The organism is Bacteroides sp. OM05-10AA (assembly GCF_003439055.1).
Classification (GTDB): domain Bacteria; phylum Bacteroidota; class Bacteroidia; order Bacteroidales; family Bacteroidaceae; genus Bacteroides; species Bacteroides intestinigallinarum.
Window position 1 is genome coordinate 1 of the sequence record NZ_QSUR01000014.1, and the last position, 24,802, is coordinate 24,802.

At 45.8% G+C, this 24,802-nt stretch carries 18 protein-coding genes and 1 pseudogene; 4 read left to right on the forward strand and 15 right to left on the reverse strand.

Features of this window, described 5'->3' with window-relative positions; genetic code table 11:
• Positions 1–176: 176 nt before the first annotated feature.
• From rpiA to DXB58_RS28365, 10 genes and pseudogenes are all read right to left on the reverse strand, one after another.
• The gene (rpiA, locus tag DXB58_RS12530; protein ID WP_122136939.1) at positions 177–878 is read right to left on the reverse strand and encodes a ribose 5-phosphate isomerase A; all 702 of its coding nucleotides are present in this window, start codon (positions 876–878) and stop codon (positions 177–179) included.
• 331 nt (positions 879–1,209) lie between these two features.
• Positions 1,210–1,860, reverse strand: a complete 651-nt coding sequence (locus DXB58_RS12540; protein WP_008998787.1) for a hemolysin III family protein — start codon at positions 1,858–1,860, stop codon at positions 1,210–1,212.
• Between the two features lie 80 nt (positions 1,861–1,940).
• Positions 1,941–3,860, reverse strand: a complete 1,920-nt coding sequence (locus DXB58_RS12545; RefSeq protein ID WP_122136940.1) for a transglutaminase family protein — start codon at positions 3,858–3,860, stop codon at positions 1,941–1,943.
• Positions 3,861–3,878: 18 nt separating this feature from the next.
• On the reverse strand, positions 3,879–5,918 hold the full coding sequence (locus tag DXB58_RS12550) for a DUF3857 domain-containing protein (protein ID WP_122136941.1): 2,040 nt from the start codon (positions 5,916–5,918) through the stop codon (positions 3,879–3,881).
• A 95-nt stretch (positions 5,919–6,013) separates the two neighbouring features.
• Complete coding sequence (locus DXB58_RS12555; protein WP_122136942.1) at positions 6,014–6,913, reverse strand: diaminopimelate dehydrogenase; 900 nt, start codon at positions 6,911–6,913, stop codon at positions 6,014–6,016.
• Between the two features lie 120 nt (positions 6,914–7,033).
• On the reverse strand, positions 7,034–10,207 hold the full coding sequence (locus DXB58_RS12560) for a carboxypeptidase regulatory-like domain-containing protein (RefSeq protein WP_122136943.1): 3,174 nt from the start codon (positions 10,205–10,207) through the stop codon (positions 7,034–7,036).
• A 62-nt stretch (positions 10,208–10,269) separates the two neighbouring features.
• Positions 10,270–12,543, reverse strand: a complete 2,274-nt coding sequence (locus tag DXB58_RS12565) for a PAS domain-containing sensor histidine kinase (RefSeq protein ID WP_122137013.1) — start codon at positions 12,541–12,543, stop codon at positions 10,270–10,272.
• Positions 12,544–12,672: 129 nt separating this feature from the next.
• Positions 12,673–13,521, reverse strand: coding sequence for a group II intron maturase-specific domain-containing protein (locus tag DXB58_RS28355; RefSeq protein WP_254009567.1), 849 nt, complete (start codon positions 13,519–13,521; stop codon positions 12,673–12,675).
• Positions 13,443–13,844, reverse strand: coding sequence for a reverse transcriptase domain-containing protein (locus DXB58_RS28360; protein ID WP_254009566.1), 402 nt, complete (start codon positions 13,842–13,844; stop codon positions 13,443–13,445). The genes DXB58_RS28355 and DXB58_RS28360 overlap by 79 nt, the downstream gene beginning before the upstream one ends.
• 123 nt (positions 13,845–13,967) lie before the next feature.
• Positions 13,968–14,219 (reverse strand): annotated as a pseudogene (locus DXB58_RS28365) (reverse transcriptase N-terminal domain-containing protein); the annotation flags it as partial.
• Between the two features lie 696 nt (positions 14,220–14,915).
• On the opposite strand from DXB58_RS28365, the gene ruvA reads away from it, so the two are divergent.
• Genes ruvA through DXB58_RS27945 form a run of 3 tightly spaced genes read left to right on the forward strand, consistent with a single transcriptional unit; the run spans position 14,916 to position 16,685 of the window.
• A complete protein-coding gene (gene ruvA, locus DXB58_RS12575; protein ID WP_122136944.1) occupies positions 14,916–15,518 on the forward strand; it encodes a Holliday junction branch migration protein RuvA in 603 nt (200 codons plus the stop codon).
• Between the two features lies 1 nt (position 15,519).
• Positions 15,520–16,512, forward strand: coding sequence for a DUF3843 family protein (locus DXB58_RS12580; protein WP_122136945.1), 993 nt, complete (start codon positions 15,520–15,522; stop codon positions 16,510–16,512).
• Positions 16,513–16,547: 35 nt separating this feature from the next.
• On the forward strand, positions 16,548–16,685 hold the full coding sequence (locus DXB58_RS27945) for a hypothetical protein (RefSeq protein WP_175486907.1): 138 nt from the start codon (positions 16,548–16,550) through the stop codon (positions 16,683–16,685).
• A gap of 222 nt (positions 16,686–16,907) precedes the next feature.
• On the opposite strand, the gene DXB58_RS12585 is transcribed toward DXB58_RS27945, so the two are convergent.
• Positions 16,908–17,744 (reverse strand): hypothetical protein, encoded by an 837-nt coding sequence (locus DXB58_RS12585; RefSeq protein WP_122136946.1) that lies wholly within the window; start codon positions 17,742–17,744, stop codon positions 16,908–16,910.
• A gap of 95 nt (positions 17,745–17,839) precedes the next feature.
• Here DXB58_RS12585 and DXB58_RS12590 point away from each other — a divergent pair, with 95 nt between their 5' ends.
• The gene (locus tag DXB58_RS12590) at positions 17,840–19,273 is read left to right on the forward strand and encodes a CCA tRNA nucleotidyltransferase (RefSeq protein WP_004297989.1); all 1,434 of its coding nucleotides are present in this window, start codon (positions 17,840–17,842) and stop codon (positions 19,271–19,273) included.
• Positions 19,274–19,486: 213 nt separating this feature from the next.
• Here DXB58_RS12590 and DXB58_RS12595 read toward each other — a convergent pair whose 3' ends face one another.
• The 4 genes from DXB58_RS12595 to DXB58_RS12610 all read right to left on the reverse strand — a co-directional run bounded on the left by DXB58_RS12595 (position 19,487) and on the right by DXB58_RS12610 (position 24,482).
• Positions 19,487–19,930, reverse strand: a complete 444-nt coding sequence (locus DXB58_RS12595; protein WP_122136947.1) for a VOC family protein — start codon at positions 19,928–19,930, stop codon at positions 19,487–19,489.
• 167 nt (positions 19,931–20,097) lie between these two features.
• On the reverse strand, positions 20,098–21,624 hold the full coding sequence (locus tag DXB58_RS12600; protein WP_122136948.1) for an arylsulfatase: 1,527 nt from the start codon (positions 21,622–21,624) through the stop codon (positions 20,098–20,100).
• 49 nt (positions 21,625–21,673) lie between these two features.
• The gene (locus DXB58_RS12605; protein ID WP_122136949.1) at positions 21,674–23,236 is read right to left on the reverse strand and encodes an arylsulfatase; all 1,563 of its coding nucleotides are present in this window, start codon (positions 23,234–23,236) and stop codon (positions 21,674–21,676) included.
• A gap of 82 nt (positions 23,237–23,318) precedes the next feature.
• On the reverse strand, positions 23,319–24,482 hold the full coding sequence (locus DXB58_RS12610) for a Xaa-Pro peptidase family protein (RefSeq protein ID WP_122136950.1): 1,164 nt from the start codon (positions 24,480–24,482) through the stop codon (positions 23,319–23,321).
• Positions 24,483–24,802 lie beyond the last annotated feature (320 nt).

The following is a 24,802-nucleotide window of genomic DNA, read 5'->3' on the forward strand; positions in this document are numbered from 1 at the left end:
ATTTTGAGATAATTGATACGATGATTGAGTTGTGCAACAGGCACTATGTCTGAGACCCGGGTGTCAGATAACCTAGTTCTACTAACTAAAATAAAGGTAAAGCCATACTATTTAATTTGCATTAGAACAAATCAAATTTACGTCTCTACAAAATAGGATTTTCAGCTTGTGTTATTTTATTCCGCCACGATCACTTTGATGTCATAACCTATGAAAAGTCCGCTCTCTATAACACCGGTGATTGCCTTCAGTTGTTCTTCGAGCGAAGAGTCAATGTAGTTGAAACGGGTGTCGAGGATAAAGTTGCCGTTTTCTGTAAAGATAGGTCCGTCTTTGCCACGAGCGGGACGAAGAACAATCTCCGAGGCACCCAGTCGCTGCAACTCATGCTCTACATAAGTCAGTGATTCCGGAAAGACCTCTACAGGGATGGGAAATTTGCTTCCCAACTGATTCACACGCTTGCTGGGGTCGATGATGATGAACGTTTTGCGGCTGCTTTTAATCAGTAGTTTCTCTTTGAACATCGCTCCGCCACGTCCCTTAATCAAGTTCTGTTGCGGATCTACTTCGTCCGCTCCGTCGAATGTCCAGTCGGGGCGTTTGTTCCAGAGGGTAGTTTGGGGGATGCCTAGCTGTATGCAGGTCATCGAGATTTCTTGTGAGGCGGGAATCACTTCGATATGCAAGTGCTCTTCACGAATTCGTCGTGAGAGTTCGAACAGAGTCAGGTAGACTGTAGAGCCGGAGCCGGCTCCTATCACATCCCCGTCTTTTGCCGTGGCGGCAATTTCACGGGCTACGTGTTCTTTTGCCTCCCGGTTGATGATGGAGTCCGACCATTGCAGGTGTTTTATCAGGTGATTTTCCCAATCCATAAATTTGCGTTCTAAATCGTTTTCGTTTTAAGTTCCTCTTTTCTATATAACGAATTTGTGAATCTGTTTGTTTGTTCGTTTTAAATTCAGGTGATCTGATTGTTTAAATAGTTAATAAACGATTCGTTAATTTTTAACTTTGTTGCGTTAAACGTTAACGAACCTCTGCTTTTTATTAAACCGTGTTATAAGTTGGGCTGCTTTGGCCTGAAAATTTGGAGATGACCGAAAAGTCCGTATCTTTGTACTGTGTTTTTCATAGTATTAGATTTAAGGTTAACAAAGATTGGCTGTCTGGGATAGATAGCCTTTTTTTTGTCCCTACCATTCCTTACAGAATCAGCCAGATTGCAATGATATGTCCGATGCTGCCTCCCAGGCAAAATAAATGGAAAGTGGCATGCATATACGGTTTGCGCAATGAATAAAAGACAGCTCCCACGATGTATGAGACTCCACCGCCGATCAGCCACCAGAAAGCAGTAGTGGCTCCCAGTTCTCCCAGATGATCCAGCAAAGGTTTCATGGCCACTAATATGCACGCACCCATACCCACATAACAGGCCGTTTCGAGGTTGCTGTGTTCTTTCAGCTTTTTGAAGCTAAGAATGAAACCGGCAATAGCCGACAGCCAGACGAAAGCGAAGATTCCCCATCCCCATCCTCCGGCATGCCGCAGGACAAGTAGCGTGAAAGGAGTGTAGGTGCCCGCGATGTGCAGGTAGATAGCTCCATGATCGAATTTGCGGAGCAACTCTTTCAGTTTTCCCGGACGGCTGCCGTGATACCACGTAGAACTGATATAAGAGGAAAGCATCCCCGCCAGATAGACGGATACACAAGCAACTGCCCACTGCGGTTCCATATTCTCGGAAGCCTTTTCCAATAGGAAATATCCGGCCACGATTCCAAGCAGGATACCTGCTCCGTGACTAAGGGTATTTGCCCATTCTTCTATATTATTGTATCGTTTGTTCTTCAATGTTCCTTTTTTTGAATGGTTAAGTCACAAAAAATGTTGAGTCGCAAAGATACTTTATTTTCCGTAAAGCGTTTCCCTCCTTATTCTTTTTTTAAAATGATTTTTCCTCCATATTGTCCTGCCACTTGCTTGCGGAAATCAATGAATGCCGCATATTCATCCGGACTGTAAACCCCTTTGCACATAAACAATCGGTGAGTGATGTAGATTTCCTTATCTTTCACCTGAATATCGGAATGGAAACTGCCGAACTTGCTTTTCACGTCAAGCGGTTTCGGAAGTCCTTCGATTACATATCCTTCCGGCAGTTGGATGCGGATGCTGTCGGCATCTGTGTATCCGTAGTTGATGTAAATGGGATAGGCGCGCTTCGTCACAGGAGGAACACTGAATTCTTTTCGGAACACATTGGTGGGGATAAACAGACGGTTGCCCGTTTTATGCCCGTATTGATTGCTGGTGGCAGTGTAGTCGAAGGTGATAGACGGATTGGCCTCCTTGCACTCGCTGATTTGCAGGTTCTGAATATTGGCTTGGGATAAGTTGATGCTTGAACGGATGCGGTCTTTTTGTTTGTTGGGCTCCAGATAGACGATGCCTGCTTCATTCTCATATTGGAAAATCCGGGAGATTTCGTTCACCTCTATCCGTGCCTCGGCTGTGGGGGAGAGGGTGATGTTGGCAACGATGTGCTGCGTGTTCAGCGAGTCGGGATAGGTGGGCAGGCGATACATCTGGCCGCCGGTCGGTTTGATGAGTAAGGCGTCGTGTCCCGCAATGTCTTGGTGGACATAGCCGAAGGGAAGCGATGGATTTGTACATTCCAGCCAGAGCGTATCTTGGGGAAGCGGAACTTGCAGGATGACGTGATTCATCTGGTTGGCACTGGAGAAGTCTGGTAGCAAACGCTCGTTGGTGGTGCTGATGACTGTATAAGTGGAAGCAATTCCCAACTCTTTCAGCATGGCGCGGGTGTAATTGGACAATCCTTTACAGTCGCCGAATCCCGTGCGACAAACATCGGCGGCGGCAATGGGCTGTAAACCTCCGATGCCTAGTTGGATGCTCACGTAACGGGTGGTTTTGGCCAGATAATCGTAGATTGCTTTCACCTTGTCCCGGTCGGTAGTGCAGCTGGCTGTCAGTTCGTGCAGCTTGGCGCGGAAAGGTTCGGTGAGCAGGTCGCGTCCGTCGAGCAGTTGGTATTGCCATTCTCCGTACTTTTGCCAGCTGCTCATATCGCCTTCCGACTTGTCGTACTTGAAAGCGGAGGGAGCAAAGTAGACACGTGGAAATAGCTCGGCGAAATCCGGACCGAAAGGTTCTTTGATGATGGGAGAGAGCTTGGAAGCGGTGGCTTCGATCACTTGCTGCCCGTCGGCTCCGGTGGACTCCTTCACTTCGATTCCTTTTCCCTGCGTGTTCAGTTCGCGGTATCTGCATCCTTGTCCTGCGGGCAGCTCGATCCGGTAAGTCGCTTTCTCCACTCCCTGGTTAAATTCTGCCTGTGGGACAAAAGGGAGATAACCGATCAGTCCGTTGTTGCATTTTATTTCCCATTCGTATTTCACTGTGAAAGGGAAAGAAGGATAATTACATTCGTAATAATAAAAATAATCGTCCGTGGTAAGCGAAGAGCTGTATTCACTTTTCTGTAGTTCGGATTTCTTTATCTTACGTACACTTTGTCCGGTGGCATTGAGGATTTCTCCGGAGAATTTCTGCAAAGAACGGAACATGTCACATCCGCAGAAGAAACGGGCTGCCTCCAATCCTTTGCGGTTGAGGACGGTGATTGTCAGGCTTTCTTTTTCTATGGATTGAGTCATGGATTTGCAGAGAACCTCTGTGCGTGCTTCCACGATGATGGAATTGGCATCCTTGAGAATGTCCTGTGCACATGCCGGCTGTATGTGCAGACTTAGGTAAAGAATGGCACAGGACAGACCGAATGCCCGGCATATCTTTTGTTTCAGGATGGGGTGGCTGGAACGAATCATTTTATAAATAGGTAAAGTTTATATTTTCTTGAGCACGATGAGTGCGTTGTTTTTCTCGATCACTTTGGTCCATAGTTCCTGCAGTTGTTTGTATTGTTCGGTGAGGAATATAGGTTCTTTCAGGTGGAAAATATAATTAAGTGAGATTGTATTTCCCTGTCTCTGAATCATATATTTGCACTGCAAGCCGTCTCCTTGTGTCCGGATGACTTGTGGTTGGGGCGTTTCTTCCACTTCGTATCCTTCGGGGAGAGTCAGTGTAGTCAGCATTGTAAACTTGTACGGATAAGGAAATTCAATGGGGAGCACTCGTTCCGTCTGGATAAAAGGATTGCTTTTTAGTTGCGGAAAGAGCATCGGGTTAATATAGAGGTGGCTGTCCGTCTGGTCGGTTTGCAGGACGAAGTCGAATTCTTCTTCTATCAGTGCCCAGTCATTTTCCTGCTTTTTCACTTTCAGGTTGGTGACGGTGAGTTTGTTTTTCTGGCTAGCATTGCTTTCGGGGGCCGAAACGATACTGTCTTGTTTGTGCTTCTCGTTTGTCTGATATTCTACGGCTTCCTGTCCGTAGAGAATGGTGCTGCGATGTCCTTTCACTTGGTTTCCTTCCATGCGGGCCTCAATCTTCATAAAACTTTTGTTGTCGGCAAGAGCCATTACGTTCACCCATTTCTTTTCTTCTTTCACTTTCGGGGAGAGGATACGCGCTTTGTTTACAGACAGTTCGAGTGGAAGTATATTGAGAGTGGGCACGTCCATGGAGCCGTCTAAAAAGACGTATTTCTGTTTGTTTATGTCGTAGACGGCGACAATGAACGTATTCAGTTTTTGCAGGGAAGGGAAGTTGTAAGGCAGCATGCCCGACGAACGCCGGCTCAAAACTACCGGATAGGCTTCCAGCCCGAAGTCTTTCAGAATGCTGATAAGGATGAAATTCAGGTCGGCGTTGCTGCCGTTTCCTTTGGGAATCACCTTTTCGAGTTCCTTGCTGTAGAGCTGATAGCGTCCGTTCCATGCCATTTTCTTTTTGAGTACCTGGAAGGCGCAGATGACTTTCTCTTCGAAACTCATTTCGCTGTTATATGCCTGTTTAGTTTCCGGGCGAAACGGGTTGGTGAAGGAGAGGTATTTGCCGAACTGTGTATTTTCCGGTTTCAACAGTTGGTTGTCTACATCTTCCCATTTCTGGCTGTATGGCTTGTATTCGTTGGGGGTGAATTGTGTGCCTTGCAGGTCGAAACTCACTTGCACCTTGTAGTCTTCCGGACACCAGCAGTAGGGTTCGTCCTGACGGATAGCCGGAAGGTTGCGTGAGGTAAAGGTGGTTTCCTGTGCCGAAACGATGAAGTCTTTGCTGACTCCGCCTGCACTGGATCCCTCACGTTCCGTGGCATGGATGGAGGAGTCTCTTTGTTTCACTTGTATGTAGTCCTTTCCCCGCAATTCGATGTTATAGATGAACACATGCGGGATGGTGATCTTATACTGGTTGTAGAGCATTGGGAGTTCTTCCTGCATCATCCAGTTGTCGATGTGTGAAAAATAGTCGGAGTAGAGTTTGTAGTGATATTCGATGACAGTGCCTTCTTTGACAGCAGGCAGAGAGAATTTCAGCATTTTATACAGGTTGTTGATCCGCTCGAAAGAGATGGACTCCCGCTTCATGGACGTTTTTATACATTTCCCGTTTTCCATATTGTAGGAGCAGCCTTCTATGTCGCTGGCTCTTTCCTGCCCTTCGTCCCTATCGGTGGGAGAGTAGTAGGGAACGGATACGTCGGCGTATGACACTCCTTGCGGTTTCAGGATTTTGATGCGTACCCAATGCTCGGTAGTCAGTTGAAAACCGTCGTGGTAGACGAAGTCACTTTGTCCCTGATGGAAAAGATAAATAGCCGTAGCGGTGGTGTCGGGGGCATAGGAGGTGAGAGATAGTTCTTCTTTGGAAGGTTTTCCGTACTTTAGATTGGGCTCTATGGTGGCTGTTGTGGCTTGTTGCGAGTGGACAGGCGACAGAAATTGTAACAGAAATGCGCAGAGAATAAATAGTTTTCTCATAATTGTGTTTTTGTAGTATGCTCACAAAGATAAAAAAAATAGAGAAAGGTGTATCACCTTTCTCTATTTTAATTTTGTTTTATATATAAAATATATTATACCAAATGTCCGATCCATTCTTCGCGGTCACCGGGGAGAAGGTCGATAACGGGAACTTCTACCATTGTGTAGCAGCCCGGTTGTTGCTTCATGGAAGCGCGTGCCACGCATACCAGTACTTGTGCGGTCAGTGCGGGGTTGTTGATACGCATATTAAATTCGAACAACTGGTTCTGTGTTTTGCCGGATACACCTTTGCGAGTCAGATTTACACCATGACCCATGTCTAGCAGGGCGTCTACACTCGGAACGAGTTTTACGTGTGTTTCATCGTTCACGAAGTAAGGATCTGCTTTGATGGCAGCGGCTACTTCTTCGAATTTATATCCGTCTTTCAGTTCGATGTATACCATGCGGCGGTGGATTCCCGTGCCGGTCGGAATGGTCATGGAAAGGGCAGCTTTCACTCCGTCAATCGCTTTTACGGCTACTGTGTGTCCCATGCTCATACCGGGACCGAAGTTGGTGTAGGTGATGCCTTTCGGAGCAATTGCTTCCAGCATGGTGCGTACGATGGAATCGCTTCCCGGATCCCATCCGGCAGAGATGATCGATACGGCTTTATGTTCTTTGGCGGTAGCATTCAAGGTACGGCGCAGGTCAACGATACCGGTGTGGATATCGAAACTGTCTACCGTATTAATCCCCATTGCCAGGTATTCTTTTGCATATTTCTCAACGCTGCGGGTCGGTGTGCAAAGAATAGCTACGTCTACATCTCCCAGCTCTTTTATGTCCTTCACGACTGCGTAGTTTGTCAACTCTTCCGGTTTGTTCTCTGCTCCTGCACGACGAACGACTCCGGCTATTTCAAAATCAGGTGCTGCCTGAAGTGCTTCGAGTACGTAGTGTCCAATGTTGCCATAACCAACGATGGCGGCTCTTACTTTTTTCATTCTTTTCTTGGTTTTATATGAACATTTTTCTTTATTTCTGCCACAAAAGTAAACAAAACACTAGTAATAATTGTTTGGAGCCTACATTATTTTTTATTTTTTTCACCACATTATATATAATTAGAAGGTAAATCTGACACCTGCCTGGCCTCGCCAACGCGAATAATAATCGCTATAAGAATGCATTGTGTAGTCAGCATCGTGCAGAAATTGGAAGTTGCCTTCGCCTTTATAGGTGACGGGGGTGTAAGTTCCGCCGGATTCATACGTGCGCCCCCATTTTTTATTCAGCATATTGCCTATATTGACAATATCCAGTGAAAATTCCAGTCCGTACGTACGTTTGCTCGTCACGAAACTGATGGTGTGTGATAAATGCAGGTCGAAGTGATGCTCGAACTTTTCGTTGGCGCCGTTGCGTTGGCAGTATTCTCCCCGGTGGTTCTTCAAGTAGTCCTCATTTGCCAGCCAAGCCTTGAAATTGGTTTTCTGCTCTTCGGCAGTATATCCGGAGGTGGCGGTGAAGTTCATCTGGTCCGCTTCGGCGTCAGTTGGGATATACATCAGGTCGTTGTAGCCGCTGTCACCGTTCAGGTCGCCGTAGTAGTAGACAGAGTAAGGTATACCGCTGCTGCCATTGTAGATCAGTCCGATAACAGTGGAGTGGTTTGTTTTCCACTTTTTCGTGTAGAAAGCCGCTACGCGGATGTTGTGAGGGACATTGAAGATTGAATTGGCCAGTTCCGGGTCATTCGGATTGCCGGTGGTATAGTTGTATTGCCAGTTGGTTTGGGCGACTGACCCGGTACAGTCATTTTGTGCTTTCGATTTTGTATATGCGTAGGAGGCTGTTACGTCCAGGCCGAAGTCGAATTTCTTCATTCCCTGGAGGGATAAATTGTAGGTGTATCCTTTGTTGGTGTTGGTCAGAACATAGACACCGCTATATGTATTTGCTCCTTCAATTTTGCTCAACATGGGGCGTTGGTCGAATTGCAGGCTTGGAAAGGTTTCTCCCAAGGTCTTTCCGGTCAGGTCTACTATCGGATTCTGATATAAAATGTCGTTCAATGATTTGGAGAAAATCGCTTCTGCTGTCCAGTTGATGCCACCCAGCGTGAAGTCAAAACCCAGATTGAGACGCAGGTTTTGAGTAAATTTGAAGTCTTTATCGAAAATGTTGATGGTCTGCGAACCGCTGGCTGTCAGTTTTTCCACATTCTGCGTCTGCTTCGACAGGTTGAGGATGAAAGACAGGTCTTTGGTGGCATCCGGATTGCTGCTGCTTGTGCTCGCGATATAGGAAGAAAGCTGGATTCCGGTGCCCGAAAAATTATTGCTCAACCAGACGAAAGGAATACGTCCTGTGAAAACACCTGCTCCGCCACGGAGAATGTATTTGCCCGCCCCGTCCATGTTCCATCGGAAACCGAAGCGAGGGGAGAACATCGGAGCACTGCTTAACCTGGAGTTTGTCTTGTAGTGCCATCCTTTGGATGCTGCGAATTCGTTGAACGAAACATTCTCGGCGGGTGTGTCGAAGAAGAGGGGAATGTCCATGCGGACTCCCAGTGTCAAGTCTAAATGGCCGGTTACATTAAAATTGTCTTGTGCGTAAAATCCGAGCTGTCCGGCACCGAAAGCGGCGGCCCAACGAGGAGTGCCGGTCACGTCTACATTGGCTTGCGCAAAGCGGTATTGCTTGATTTTACCGGCATAAAAGTCGTCCGGGCTGCTGAAGAAGTAGCTCCCGTACGCGTCCTGTATAAACAGGTTGGAGAATTTATAAAACTCGTTGTGCGTTCCGAAAGTGAAAGCGTGTCTGCCGGTATACCAGGTCAGGTTGTCGGTGAACGACCAAATGTCCTGATTCAGGCTGTTCTCCATAGAAGAGCGGTCGTTGCCTAAATGCAGCGTGCCATTGCCTACATTCCCTATTTCAATCATCGGGAAAGGTGCGCCCGGCTGACGTTCGTCGCGTACACGCACGTAGGAAATACGGAATTCGTTGCTCCATTGGTCCGAGAAGCGGCTTTGTAATTCGGCAGTGAAAGAATTTGTCTTCGATACAAAATCATAGCTGAAATCAGAGGAGTTGAGCACTGCGGCAGAACTTGCGCTGTTCATCTGTCGGGCGGAGACGAGACTCCAGCGGATAGAGGCTTTGTGCTTGTCGTTGATGTTCCAGTTCAACTTCAAACCTGCTTTGTCGGATTTAGCATAAACATCCGTCGAATTCAGTTCTCCGTTGTAGGTAACTTCTTGTTGTATGGCCATTTCACGCAATTTATCCAAGATATTGTTGGCTGTGGCGGCATCGATCAGAGAAGCGAAACTGTTGATGGCATAAGGATTCTGGTAGGTTTTATTCGCTTTTTCGTAGTTGGCAAAGAAGAAGAGTTTGTTTTTGATCATCGGTCCGCCAAGGGTTACACCGGCCTGATATTCACTTTGGTCTCTGTATTTTTCGCTGTTTTTTCCGTTTATCATGCGATATTTGCTGCCGATAAGATGCTGGTTGTTTCCGAATCCGTAGATCGTTCCGTGAAATTCATTCGTGCCCGATTTGGTTATGGCGTTGATTGCTCCACCCGTAAAGCCCGACTGGCGGACGTCGAACGGAGCTGTATTTACTTGAATCTGTTCGATGGTTTCCATAGATACCGGTTGTGTGCCTGCCTGTCCGCCATTGGAGCCGTTGGCGGTTAGGCCGTATGCGTCGTTGTTCATGGCGCCGTCAATCTGGAAACTGTTATAACGGTTGTTCACACCTGCGAAGTACATGGCTCCTGTGTTTGCCACGCGTACTTGAGGGTTTAGTCGAGTGACGTCGGCGATACTGTGGCTGATAGACGGCATACGGTTTATTTCGGTAGAGGATATATTCATTGCCGCACCGGTTTTGGTGGCGTCCACACCGGCTTTTCCTGTAATGACGACTTCATTCAGTTGCTCGGAGAGTTCCGCCAGTTTTACGTTGTGGCGGAATGTTTCACCCAGTTGGAGCATGATACCTTTGGTTTCGCTGGGTTTCATGCCGATGTAGGAAACTAGTATCTTGTAAGGGCCGCCTGCCCTCATTCCTTGAAGGGTGTATCGTCCGTCAATATTGGTGACGGTGCCGTAGCGGGTGCCCGACAGTTCGTGTATGGCCAGAATGGTAGCGCCGATGATCGGTTTTTTATTCATGTCTGTCATTCTGCCGCTAATGCTGGAGGTGGTTATTTGCGCTTCTAGATTGATGGTGATGAATAGAGTGACTGCGGCCAGTATGAATCTTTTGTAAGTTGGCATAATATTATTTGATTTAATACTTTAGCATATTATATTCTTCAAATAGTCGGGTAAGGGTTGATTTATTCTAATGGGAGGACCACCATGAAGCGGCTTCCCTTTCCTTCTTCTGATTCCACTTCGAGCCTGCCCTGCATCCGGTCTATGATACTGCGACAGATAGAGAGTCCCAGACCGGTTCCCTGGGCAAATTCATCGTGTTTGTAGAAACGGTCGAAAATGATTTCTTGTTCGTTGGGAGATATTCCTTTTCCGGTGTCTTCTACGAAGATGCGTACCGTTTTCTCGTCGGTAGAGAGGCGATATCCCAATTTTATATATCCTGTGTCGGTGAATTTATTGGCATTAGTCAGGAAATTGTTGATTATTTGTTGCAGGCGCATCGAATCTACGTGTACAATGACATCTTTGTCTGGAAAGTCTTGCAGGAACTCAAGACCTGGTTTTATCTGCATACTGAAAGCCTGATAATAGGAGTAGAGTAGTGTGCGTAAGTCTTCTTCACACACTGTGAAAGAGACGGTTCCGGAGTCGATGCGGGACAACTCTAGGATGTCGCTAATCAGGTTGAGAAGCAGAGCGTTGTTCGTGTTAATGATGTCAACGAATTCTTGCCTGTCTTCTTCTGTGAGGTCGGGGTCGCTGATCAGTATGTTGGAGAAGCCGACAATAGCATTGAGTGGAGTGCGTATTTCGTGACTCATATTGTTAAGGAACGACTGTCGCAGTTCGGCGCATTCGGCAAGATGACGGGCTTCTATCAGTTCGGCTTCCCGATCTTTTATTTCTTGTATATTTTGCAACAGACCGGTTACAACGGAAGCTTGTCCGTCATTGAAAACGAAACTGTAGCGAAATTCCCACCATTGATATTCTCCGCTGAAGTTGCAGCGATATTGTCCTTTGTAGTTGATGTGTTTATCTCCTTTCAGGAAGTTTTTTCGAAAAGATTCGGAATCTTCGGGGTGCAGGAAAGTAAGTATTTGTTCTAATGTAATGAATTTGCGTGGATAGCTTATTAATTTATAGAAGTGAGAATCGAAACTAAGTCCGTCTTTTTCTTTTCTCCATGCATAGGTTGTACCTCCTTCAATGGCAAGTTTCAGAGTTTCGTGTTCATAGAGCAAGTGAAGCAATGCGTCTTTCTTCCGCTTGCGTTCACGCGTCAGACTGTGCGTCAGGTAGGCGATGAGGAGCAAAACAAGGAGGCTTCCTGAAACCGAGCTAAAGAGGATGTAATAGCGATAGCGCACGGTGAAAGGAATATACATCAAATGATATTCGGACGGGAGATTCTTCGTTGAAATGCCGTAGCGTTGCATCACTTTCCAGTTTAGTACATATTCTTTGCGGGACTGTGTCATTTGTTGTCGGGGCATTTCTCCCCGAAGACGTTGGGCAATGCCGTTTGCCATGTCTTTTAGCTGGGTCTCGAGAGGAGTAAAGTAACCTCCCAGCATATTATCCTTTGATCCGAATCCATCGTTAATGGTGGCAAAGGAGGGATTGGTGAAAAAATCGGCGGCATCCAGAGAGGAGAAGGTGCGTGCTGTCTGCATGAAATATGTATGAGTGCCTCGTGCCGTTAACTGGATGGTACGAAGAGGTAATGTCTCGGACATCAGCCGCATCACGACGGTGGTGTCGATGCGTTCGTTATCGATGGTATTCATGTCTTGGTTGAAAACCCCTTCCTGTATAATACGGTGTGTTAGTATATGTTCCAATACGTCTCCCTCGTAGGCCATTATATGAGCCTTGCGGCATTGTTCGTTCAGGTTGGACCAGATTTCATTATTCATAATACCGATACCGCTCATCAGTATCACTCTTGATTTTCCCATCAGTTGCTCTATCATCCGGATAGTTCGGGTATAGTCGGGAATGTCTACATAGCCGGTTGCGTTGGGGTATTGGCGGATTAATTCCTTGTCCGGACAATACAGGCCGCTGAAAACGACGGGAATGCGTTTCAGCTTGGGATTATCACATTTCAGGAGTGAATAGGTAGCCTGATTATTGAACACGGCAACTATTTCGGCTCCCCATTTGGTAAATTCATCAATGAAGTAGGATGCGCGTGATAGCTCCAGATAATAGTCGAATTCTTCACAATCCAAAAAATACTCCCTAATCTCGAATTTGATATTGTTGGCAGCTAGTTCTTTTTCCAGCGTTTGACGGTATCGTTGGGCATCATGGTAGTTTCTTTCGTAAGAATGCACGAGAGCTACCTTGTATGAATGAGTGGCTTGAGTAGTAAACACGTTCCATAGCAGGCTGAATGAGAGGACTAATATACGAGGCAATATTTTTATTATCAATATGTTTTTCATGTATATAATAGTAGTGGTTTGTTTGGTTATGTAGGTCAGCGGCGTTACCGCCGCTTTCCCCATTAAGAACTGTACGTGCGAGTTTCCCCGCATACAGCTCGGATAATTCAAAATTTAGTTCTCATAAACCTAAATCGGCTCATCCCCTTCTGATGATGGGTGAATTTCCGATAAAGTTCCCTTTCGGGCCGTACGCAAGCGGTTGCCTTTTAGTTTCCGCTTGAAGAAGTAGGCATCCCAAGTCGGGTCATAAGGATTGGCTTGAGACTTCACTTTCACATGTCTTCTAATCGGTATGTCTGCCAACTTCCTAAGTGCAAAGATAGCTTCTTTCTCGGAATCTTTGTACTTGAAGCCAAAAATCCAGTCCCGATTTCCGACCTTGATAAAGTATTTGTCCTTTATCCATTTTCCGGACTTGTTCTTATGTCTGCGATAAGACCAGCGTTTCAACTGATTGGTTAATATATGGTCTATCTTACAAAACGTAGTTTTTGATACCACACCGCTGTAGTAGTTACCCCATCCCCTCAATATAGGGTTGAGTTCTTCTATCAGCTTCTGCTGCGCTACAGTCTTGTTCTTCTTTAACACGACCTCGTGCAACTTCCCTGTGAACCGTTTCTGACTCTTAGGGGATGGTTTGATTAACAATGTACCGTTGTACTTCCGGACATTGAACCCCAAAAAGTCAAAGCCTTCGCTGATGTGTGTTATCAGTGTCTTTTCCTCTGACAGCGTGAGTCCACGTTTCCCAAGAAACTCACTCAACATGCATCTTATCTCTTCCAGTGTCTCCCGCTTGTCTGCTGTGACGATAAAGTCATCGGCATACCGCACGCAATTCACTTTCGGCTGATAGAACCTGCCATTGATATATCTCACCTTGTACCTCTCTTTCAGCATCCTTTCCATGCCGTCAAGCGTTGTGTTGGCGAGTGTCGGTGAGATGATGCCGCCTTGCGGAGTACCCTCCATAGTGGGTTGCAGCAGTTTGTTGAACACACTCCACTTTTCAGCCATTTCTCTAGGATATGCTTGTCGATTCGTACGTTATCGAGAAGCCATTGGTGGCTGATGTGGTCGAAGCATCCCTTGATGTCTCCCTCCAATATCCATTTGGGAGAACACTCCCTGCTTAACCATCTGTGTAGGGCGTCAATGGCGTCAGCCGTACTTCTGAACTTTCTAAATCCATAAGAATTGGCGTCCGCCGTTGTCTCCGTGATAGGTTCCAAAGCCATCAGGTAGAGAGCCTGCATGGCTCTGTCTTTCATGGTCGGAATCCCCAGCGGTCTCATCTTGCCGTTTTTCTTTGGTATGTTGACCCTCTTCAGTGGGAGGACTCTGTACCCTCTCCGTTTCAAAGAACACACTGCGTTTATCTTCCTGGCATCGGTGTCCCATAGTACATGGTCTACTCCTGCCGTACGTTTTCCTTTATTGGACGTCACTTTCCTTACCGCTAATACCTTGGCTTCGAAGGAAGTGACGAGAAGATGTTGCAAGGCTTTCACCTTATTATATCTTCCTTCTTTCAGAGCCTTTGCTATTCTGACTTGTAGCTTCCTTACCTTGCGTTCGCATTGTGCGAAGTTGATTCCCTTCCACGATGTTCTGCACTTGGCTGAAGATGCACACTTGGCTTGCGCCTCGCTCCTTTGCTGTTTCTTCATTCTTTAAGTTCTACCATTCGTTTCGCAAAGAATTACCCTGTGGAAGTCTGCCCGCTTTCGCGTGGGGTGACGTTGAAACCCCTATCCACAGCATTACACCGTGGCATTCACTTTCTCCACAATCCTTTACCCGCACCCCGTTCGGCTGCTCTTACGATTAGCTTACCCATCCACAGTTAGCTGATGGGAAAAGTACGGGCTTACCAAGTTCCGCACAAGTAACTAACGACCGACTTAGAGTCCGCCTCTCCACCGGCAGTGCAACATCCGTGTAGCCCGAAACAACAGCGGACTATCCTGACTGCGTACCTTTTGGCATGGCTCATTAACATCCGTGAGCCATTTCTTTGTTACGATGGTGCAGCGATTCACCTACGTTACTCATATCGGTCAGCCTGGCCATTCTTCACCTAGGATGTTTAGGAGGGAACGTCGTTGTCAAGAGGGCTCCGCACCCGACCGTTGCCAGTCAAGCACGCCTCTTTAGGCTACTATTGACGGAACAATAGGTTCAGACAGCATGCTGAACAATTACTTGAGCGACTTCTTGTCGCACATCGTTGTTACAAAGATATATATCTTTTTTAAATATAGGTCAATAATTCCGCCAATAAAATGCAATATAGTTGATAATTGTAAGACTTTATAACTCCAGATTTCCGATTTCCGCTTTTTTATTCTATTTTTGTGTCATCTATGATAGAATATATTAGAGGCGAACTTGCCGAACTAAGTCCGGCAACCGCAGTAATCGACTGTAACGGGGTGGGCTATGCCGCCAATATATCTCTGAACACCTATTCGGCCATTCAGGGAAAGAAAACCTGTAAGTTGTATATATATGAAGCCATTCGTGAGGACGCTTATGTGCTCTACGGATTTGCCGAGAAGCAGGAGAGGGAGATTTTCCTGTTGCTGATTTCCGTTTCCGGAATCGGGGGGAACACGGCTCGTATGATTCTTTCGGCTCTCTCGCCTGCCGAACTGGTGAACGTAATCAGTACCGAAAATGCGAACATGTTGAAAACGGTGAAAGGCATCGGGCTGAAGACTGCGCAACGCGTGATTGTCGACCTGAAAGATAAGATAAAAACAATGGGTACGTCTGCTGCCGGAGGGGCTTCCGCAGGTTTGTTGTTGCAACCTGCCAATGCGGAAGTGCAGGAAGAGGCGGTGTCTGCATTGACGATGCTAGGCTTTGCTGCTGCACCTTCACAGAAGGTGGTGTTGGCTATCTTGAAGGAGGAGCCGGATGCTCCGGTAGAAAAGGTTATCAAACTGGCTTTGAAACGTTTGTAGTATGAAGCAACAGAAGATATATATGAAAGCATGGCTGGACGCTCATGGTCGTGCAAAAGCAGTGGATACGGATGAATGGTATCTGGATTTCGCTAACCAGCTATTGCCGTTGGTGGCAGATTCTTTTATATACGGTGGGAGAGAGTGGGAGGAAGACCAGAAGCGAGTGGCTTTGACGTGTGCCTTGTATTTGGAAGATTGCGTAGCAGACGGAGGAAATTGGCGTCAGTTTATTCATTGGCACCGGAAAAGCTACGGACGTTATTTGCCTTTTTACGCACTGACGGAGGAATATTTGCCGGACGAAATTAACCGTGAAGATGTTGTTTTCCTTTTGTGGGCCATCAATTCTCCGGTTGGCGATGATTTTGATGGAATAGAGAACCCGATGGATGCGGATTTGCTGGAGTTTGCGGATACGCTTTACAACCGTTTGGATGCTGCGTTCGAATTGGCTCCTATCAGCGATTATCTGGCAACGGACTGGCTGATGGAAACGGAGCTGATGCAAAAGAAGCGGATGCCTCTGCCGGTAGCTTTGCCGGGAGAAAAGATGCCTACGAACGTAGAACGTTTCCTTGAAGCGAGCAAAGGTGAACCGCTTTTATACTTTGACTCTTACGAAGCGCTGAAATTTTTCTTTGTGCAGTCGTTGAAGTGGGAAGATGAAGAGGATTCTTTGTTGCCTGACTTAAAGGAGTTCGGTAACTTTGTGGTTTTTGCCAATCCGAAAGGGTTGTTGATCGGTCCTGATGTAGCCGAATATTTTGCAGACAAACGTAATCCGCTCTACAATGCCGAACTGGCTGAAGAGGAAGCATACGAGCTGTTTTGTGAAGAAGGTTTGTGTCCGTTCGATCTGCTGAAATATGGAATGGAACATGATTTGTTGCCGGAAGCACAGTTCCCGTTTGAGAACGGAAAGGAGTTGTTGCGGGAAAACTGGGATTTTGTGGCTCGCTGGTTTTTGGGTGAGTATTACGAAGGAGAATAGGAATTATAAAAGTACTGTCTATATAAGTGCTGTCTATGCCAATCAAAAAAAGTAACAATCCTTTTGCCGGAAAGACAAAACCTGCAGTCGGTAAAAAGAAGACGACCGGAAAACGGGTCGGAAAATCAAAGCAGGAAAAGGCTAATAATCAGTTGAATAGAAGGGTAAAATAAAGGCGTGTAGACCACGCCTTTTTTGGTCATCAGGCTACGCCGTTTGATGATGGCAGACTACGCCGTTTCTCCCTACCAGGAGACGCCCTTTCTCTCACGCAGAGGATTAAGAGTCTCATTATGCATTTGACGGGAATAGTTGTCGTTTATGAAAAATAACAACTATTCCCGTCTATTTTATTATTAACCAATGGCTTTTTCTGGTGGATGGCTTTCCTTTTACTAATCGGTAATTTCTTCCTGTGCTTTCCGTTCTTTCTTCTTATTGATGAATCCGATTTTCAGGTTGGCTTCCTCTTGTTCTTTTTTAATCTGTTCCATGGCCGAGAGGATTTGTGCTAATTCGTAAACACCTGCTGCGGCCTGGCGGTCGGTTGGACTCATTGTCGTCTTATAGGTGCGGTCGCCTATATATTCCACACGGATATTTTTGTCTTTATTGAGATTCAGGAATTCGATCACATTTCCGTCTTCCCCTAGTTTGTAGTCAGCTTTTTCTATTTTCTCGTTCATGTCCGTTGTCTCGTAGCTGTCTTTGGAGCTTGGAGTTTCTGCAAAACTGCCGTCAGGAGCAATCACTTTCACTTTTGTATGGTGAATATTGCCGGCACCACAGTAGATGGAAGTCATACTCATTATACCTTGCTCGTTCACTTGGAAGCGGAGGTACGAACGGTGCATATTCTTTTCAATGGTCTGTGTAGGCCAGAGGTAGTTGCCGACTTGTTGATATTCGGCATCTTTTTCTAGTTTGAATTTGTCCTTGATGGCATTGAATTCTTCCGTCTTTGCCTGAAAGGCGCTATCCAGGTAAGCAAGCGTTTTTTGTTGTGCTTTTGTTTCAACATCGAGCATCAGTGCTTGTCCCGCTTTACGTGCTTTGAACGCTTTGGGATAGAGAATCTTGATACTGTCAATTTGTAACTTAGCTTCTTCATAGTCGCCACGTTCGTAGGCAGCCTTGGCAACCATCAGTTTTTCATTGGCTTTTTTCTCAAGGCCATTTCCGCAGGCAGCTAATGCCAGCGTACCACAAAAGAGGATAATCAGTTTTTTCATCACAAATTCTATTTACTGGTTTTATTAGCGGCAAAAATACAAATATATCCCTTATTTTTGTAATTTTGTCCCCTCAAAACTTATAACTAAAAAGAATGATAGAGTTGACTCAAGAGGAATTGAAGCAGCATTTTAGCGAACCCATCTTCGGACAGATAGCCGAAACGGCTGATACACTCGGTATGGAGTGTTATGTGGTAGGTGGTTACGTTCGTGATATTTTTCTGCAGCGTCCCTCTAAAGATATAGATGTAGTAGTTGTAGGAAGTGGAATTGCAATGGCGGAAGCCCTTGGAAAACAGTTGGGACGTGGTGCTCATGTTTCTGTTTTCAAGAATTTCGGAACAGCACAAGTAAAATATAGAGGCACGGAAGTAGAGTTTGTTGGTGCACGTAAAGAATCTTATCAACGGGATTCGCGTAAACCTATTGTTGAAGACGGCACGCTGGAAGACGATCAGAATCGTCGCGATTTCACGATCAATGCTTTGGCCGTATGTCTCAATAAAGCACGTTTTGGCGAATTGGTAGATCCGTTCGGAGGTTTGGAGGATATGAAGGAAAAGACAATCCGCACTCCCCTCGACCCGGATATCACTTTCAGCGATGATCCCTTGCGCATGATGCGTTGCATCCGTTTTGCTACGCAATTGGGTTTTTACATTGACGATGATACTTTCGAATCGCTTTGCCGGAATAAGGAACGGATTGAAATTATATCCCGTGAACGTATTGCGGACGAACTGAATAAAATTATTCTTTCTCCAATCCCCTCAAAAGGATTTATTGATTTGGAGCGTAGCGGTTTGCTGCCGTTGATTTTTCCGGAATTTGCAGCCTTGCAGGGTGTGGAAACACGGAACGGACGTTCTCACAAGGATAATTTTTATCATACGTTGGAAGTGCTGGATAATATCAGCAAGAAGACTGATAACCTTTGGCTGCGTTGGGCTGCTTTGTTGCACGACATTGCCAAACCTGCCACGAAACGTTGGGAGCCTAAAGCGGGATGGACGTTCCATAATCATAACTTTATCGGTGAAAAGATGATTCCGCATATCTTCCGCAAGATGAAGTTGCCGATGAATGAGAAGATGAAGTATGTACAAAAGCTGGTCAGCCTGCATATGCGCCCGATCGTTATTGCGGATGACGTGGTGACAGACTCGGCTGTACGCCGTCTGCTCTTTGAAGCGGGTGATGACATTGACGACTTGATGATGCTTTGCGAAGCGGATATTACTTCCAAGAATATGGAACGTAAACAGCGTTTCCTAAATAACTTCCAGTTGGTTCGACAGAAACTGAAGGATTTGGAAGAGAAAGACCGTGTCCGTAACTTCCAGCCACCTGTGAGCGGAGAAGAAATTATGGAGATTTTCGGCTTGGAACCTTGTCGTGAGGTCGGAGTCTTGAAGAGTGCTATCAAAGATGCAATCTTGGATGGAGTGATTCCGAATGAATATGAGGCGGCTCATGCTTTCATGCTGGAACGGGCAAAGAAGATGGGAATGACGCCCATTCGCTGATAGAAGGACGGAACAGATATAAAATCAGGCATCGTAATCCTATAGTATTCAGACACTGATTTATGCGAATCAGTAGTTGAATTGGAGTAAAACAAGGCAGTATTGAGTGGGATGCCAAGTGAACGTATAAGCCCCATAGTGATGTCACTATGGGGCTTATTGAATGTCTTTTCCGGCTCACTTGTATGGGCACGTTTCTGTTAGCAATATCTCTTATTGAAATTTCTTATCTTCTTCGAGGAGTTCCTGGCTACATTGCTCCCGTGACAGAGGAGTAAAGAGTTCTATCAGATTTTCTTCAGGATCGCGCAGGTACACGGTACGCATACCCCAATCGGACATATCTGTAGGTTCATTCATAAATGTCACGCCTTTTGCTTTTAGAGCGGCAAAGGTTTCGTCTACGTTATCTACACTGAAGGAGATCATTGATTTTTCGCGCATCCCAACAGGTTGCTGCTTATCCGCATTGCCTGCCGAAGGTGCCATCCAGTCGGATACAAAAAGGGCTAAGCCTTCTATTCCGTCGGCTACTTTAAAGCTGGCGTAGCCGCTGGTTTCATCTCCCCAGGCTGGTTCCAATCCGAGTTGTTCGGTGTAGAATTTAAAGCATTTGGCGAAGTCGTTTACTAATAATCTTACATTGCTGAATTTCATTGTTAACTGATTAGTGGTTTGTAATTTATTCCTTATAATCAAAATGCAAATATAATCATTCTATTGGATGGAGTTTCAAAAATCCGTATTTTTCTCAAAACTGCATCGGAATGAATGATAACTTGCTTTCCAACTGCTGATTACTCATTATTTCTTTATCTGTGCGTTTACTGTTTGGGCAACGTCACCGAAAAATGAGGATTCGGAGTATGTTGTTCAAAGGTGATAGCCTTCATCTTTTCCACGATATCCGGATGTTGGAGTGCTATGTCATGATCTTCATGAATATCTGTTTTTAGATTATAGAGGAACGGTGTTCCTTTTTTCACTACCATTTTCCAATCATCCATGCGTACGGCAATCTGGTCTGTTTCATCAAACTCCCAATACAGGAAGTCATGTTTCTTTTGCTTATTTTTACCCAGCAGTGTGGGAGCGAAAGAAATCCCATCGAAATAATCGACTTCTTTTTCCTTATTGCGATATTTCTTTTCGTAGTCTTTGATACCAACAACTTCGCAGAACGTCGGCATTAAATCATAAAATGCACAGATGTGATCGTTTACTTCACCTGCAGGTATGTGTCCCGGCCAACGGGCGATAAATGGAATACGTATTCCTCCTTCATGACATTGACGTTTCAGTCCGCGTAGTTTTCCGTCTCTGCCGAAGAAAGTAGGATCAGCTCCGCCTTCCTCGTGAGGGCCGTTGTCACTGGAGAAAATAACCAATGTGTTTTCGTCCAGTCCTTTTTCTTTCAGTTTTTTCAAAACTTCGCCCACGTAATAGTCCAGGCGGGTAATCATTCCGGCAAATTGGGCGTGTGTATGCGTGATGGCGTTGTATCGTGAGCCTTCGCTTCCCTTAAATTCTTTATCCGGGTTGAATTTAGCTTTGTATTCATTCAGGATAGAATCTTCCGGCTGAACGAGTTCCGCATGAGGTAAGGTGTAAGTCAATACGCCGAAAAACGGTTGTTTGCCGTCTTGCTGATCCAGCCACTCCAATGCTTTCTGGTGGATCATGTCGGCCGAATATTGCGGACGTTTCAGGTAGTCGGGACCATACATCGGATATTGGATGTTTTCATCCATTACTACACGTACCACTCCGGTGTCACCCAACGCTTTACTATAACGGTTCAGGAAATTGGGATAATAAAGATGAGCCTGAAACTGACAGATATAACCGTAGTATTCGTCTATCCCCCGTTTGTCGGGAGTGGAACAGGAGCCTTCGTAACCTCCGGCCCATTTGCCGAACATACCTGTGGTATAGCCGTTATCTTTCATTATCTCCGGCAGGATTACGTGGTCGGGATCATAAGGGTGTTGCCCCACTATTGAGTATTCTTTATTCTGTCCATATTCCACGATCGGTGCATTTTTCCAGTATTCTTTGTTACCTCGTACTTCACAGTGCCCTGAATGTTGTCCTGTCATGAATGAAGCTCTGGAAGGGGCGCTGACGGGACTTCCTGCGTATGCTTGCGTAAAACGCATTCCTTCACCGGCCATAGCGTCTATATGAGGGGTACGGATAAATGGTTGACCGTAGCATCCCAAGTCTCCATATCCCATATCGTCACAAAGGATGAAGAGGATATTGGGCTGGGTATTTTTTTTCTGTCCGTTGGCAGATAGGGTAGATAGGAGCAGGGCGCTGCCTATTAAGGGGATTGATTGATAATTCATGATGTTGTTGTCATTAAAATGAAAGCGTTTCAGTGTTTCGTATCCGGAATTATTTCCCGATTAAGTCCTTTCCTTCGCGTACGCTTTGAAGGATACTTTGCAGTTCTGCCACTTTCTCCGGCATATTCTTTGCATAGTTGGTTACCTCTTTCACTTCTTTCATCTTATAAAGCTGGGGTTCTTTAGAGTTTCCGGTTTCTATCTTCGGTCCCCATTGAATCATTTTCGGTCCGTCATTCGGTTCGATGTATTTCCAGTCTTTGGTGCGGACGGAAAGCGTGTGATTGGAAGCCTGCTCTATCACCCACGGGCGGTCTGTCTTTTCTTTACCCAGCCAACTTCCCAGATAGTTGTAACTATCCGGTGCGGTATTCTTAGGCATCGTAGCTCCGGTCAGGGAAGCGAGAGAGGCGAGCCAGTCCACTTGTGAAACCAATAAGTCTGAAGTCATTCCTTTTTTTACTCCTGCAGGCCAGCTGACGATGGCAGGAATACGGGTTCCTCCTTCAAAGGCACTATATTTGTTGCCCCGTAGCGGTCCCGCAGGACTATGACCGTTGAGTAGTTCTTCTGCTTTGTCATCGTATCCGTCGTCTACTACCGGGCCGTTGTCACTTGAAAGAATAATGAGTGTATTTTCTCTTAATCCCAGTTTTTCGAGTGTATTCAGGATTTCACCGACACAATAATCGAACTGTACGATAGCGTCGCCTCTTAATCCCATCGGATTTTTTCCTCTGAAACGGTCGTGAGGAAAGCGGGGCACATGTACGTCATTGGTGGCAAAGTAGAGAAAGAAAGGTTTATTTTGGTTTTCCTCGATGAATTGAATGGCGTGTGTGGTAAGTGAATCAGCAATGTTTTCGTCTTTCCAGAGTGCCTTTCCACCGCCTTTCATAAAACCGATGCGTGAAATTCCATTAACGATCGACATGTCGTGACCGTGACTTGGCTTGAGGTTATAAAGTAATTCAGGATTACTTTTTCCGGTAGGTTCACCCTCGAAGTTCTTTTGATAACTGACTTCGATGGGAGCACTCGGATCATAGTTGGCTACTTTCCCGTTTTCGATGTACACACAGGGTACACGGTCGGCTGTAGCTGCCATAATGTAATGATAGTCGAAACCTAAATCGCCCAGTGCGCACGGTAACGGAGCATTCCAGTCTTGAGTGGCGGTTTGATCTCCGAGTCCCAGATGCCATTTGCCTACTGCGGCAGTGGTGTAACCGACACTTTTGAACATATCTGCCATGGTGTATTGTTCGGGACGGATAATCATTCCGGCATTTCCTGCCGCTACATCCGTTCCTTCTTTGCGCCATGCGTATTCTCCGGTTAGCATGGAGTAGCGGGAAGGGGTGCTGGTGGCGGCTGTTGCATGAGCATTGGTGAAAAGGATTCCCGATTTTGCCAGTCGGTTGACGTTGGGTGTCTGTACGTTTTTAGCTCCGTAACATTCCAGATCGCCGTAGCCGAGATCGTCGGCGTAGATAAATACAACGTTGGGTGTTTTTGACTTTGTCGGTGTGGTGTTTTCCGGTGCTTTGTTGGCGGCTGTTGCAGCGCAGGCAACAGAGGATACAATGGTTAGAATGAAAGGTTGTTTCATTGGTTTTGGGGGTTAAGTGTGTTATTATTAGTAGAAAAAGATGTGCCGGTTCTTTGCCGGACACATCTTTTTCATTGTCTGTTTAACTTAATTCAATGATTTCTTCATTGCAGTTTGTCAGTTTTTCGATTCCTTCGTTGGTCACTACCCAAGAGTTCTCGATACCTACGGGACCTACACCCGGAATAACGATTTTCGGTTCGAGGGCAAAGACCATACCCGGTTCTAATGGTTGCTTTATGCGGGGAGCCAGTACCGGAGCTTCGTTAATTTCAAGCCCGATGCCGTGACCGATAAATTTGGCTTGTTGTCCTGTTCCCATAAATTTGTCGGCAAATCCGGCTGCTTTGACCACTTCGACTGCTGTGTCGTAAAGCACTTCACAGGCAATACCTGGTCTGGCAATGGAAGCAATTTTGTCCTGAATATCCAGACAAACCTGATGGGCGGTGTAAGCTTCTTCGGGCAGTTTGCCGATGGAGAATACACGGCTCATATCGTTCATGTAGCCGTTGAAGTTGCCACCTAAGTCCACCATAACGCTTTGTCCCTCTTTTAACGGAGTTTTATTTGCTCCTCCCGGCAAGGCAGGATCAAGTCCCTGACCGCCTAAGGCAAAATCATAAGGAGAGGGGTAACCGGCATTATCCCCGGTCAGTACGCTACCCATGAATATTTCCATACTACGTCCGAATACCCGGAAAATTCCGAGGCAACCTTGCAGGCGCATCAGGCGTTCTATTTCGATGGAAAATTCAATGTCCGTCATACCGGGACGATAAACACCAGGAATCTGCTCATAAGCCTTTGCATGAGCAATGCCGGAGCGGCGGAACATTTCAATTTCTACAGGTGTTTTCACACTGCGTGCCTGGCGAATCAACGGGGTACCATTTACCACTTCCGCTTCCGGGAAGAGACTGGCCAGACGACAATATTCCGTATAAGGAAGTTCGTCACCTTCTAACATCAGTTTGGTTGGCATCGGCAATCCTTGTTCTTTCAGCAGATCAACAATTTGTTCCGGTTTGCGGATAGAGAATGAGTGCTCTCCTGTGATGTTATTAGGACGTTTAAAAAATAATAGTGCAGGCGAATGAAGGGGGAGGTAAAGATAGCCACTGACTACACAGCCATACGTGTAAATTAAATTTGCATTACACGTGATAAGTGCGGCGTCAATGCCCTGCGACACCATCAGACTGCGAATCTTGTCACGGCGAAATTTCAATTCGGGTTGTAGCATTTTTATTTATTACTTGATTATTAATTACAAAACCAATAATGGCAAATTATTAGTTGTGAGTTGTTTATCGCATATAACAAATTCACAAACTATTATTTAACCTATCATGCTACAAAGATAATTAATTCCAGCGAAAATAATGTTAATCTCAAAAAAATAGCGCTACCCGCGTCCTGTCACAGGAGACGAGCAGCGCAAACCACAAATACAAATACAACTAAACAAAGTCCTTGAATAAATTGAGAATTAAAAATTGAGAATTGAAAAATAAATGTCTTGTTGACTAACATAGTCCACTACCAAACTCTTTTATAGTCCAC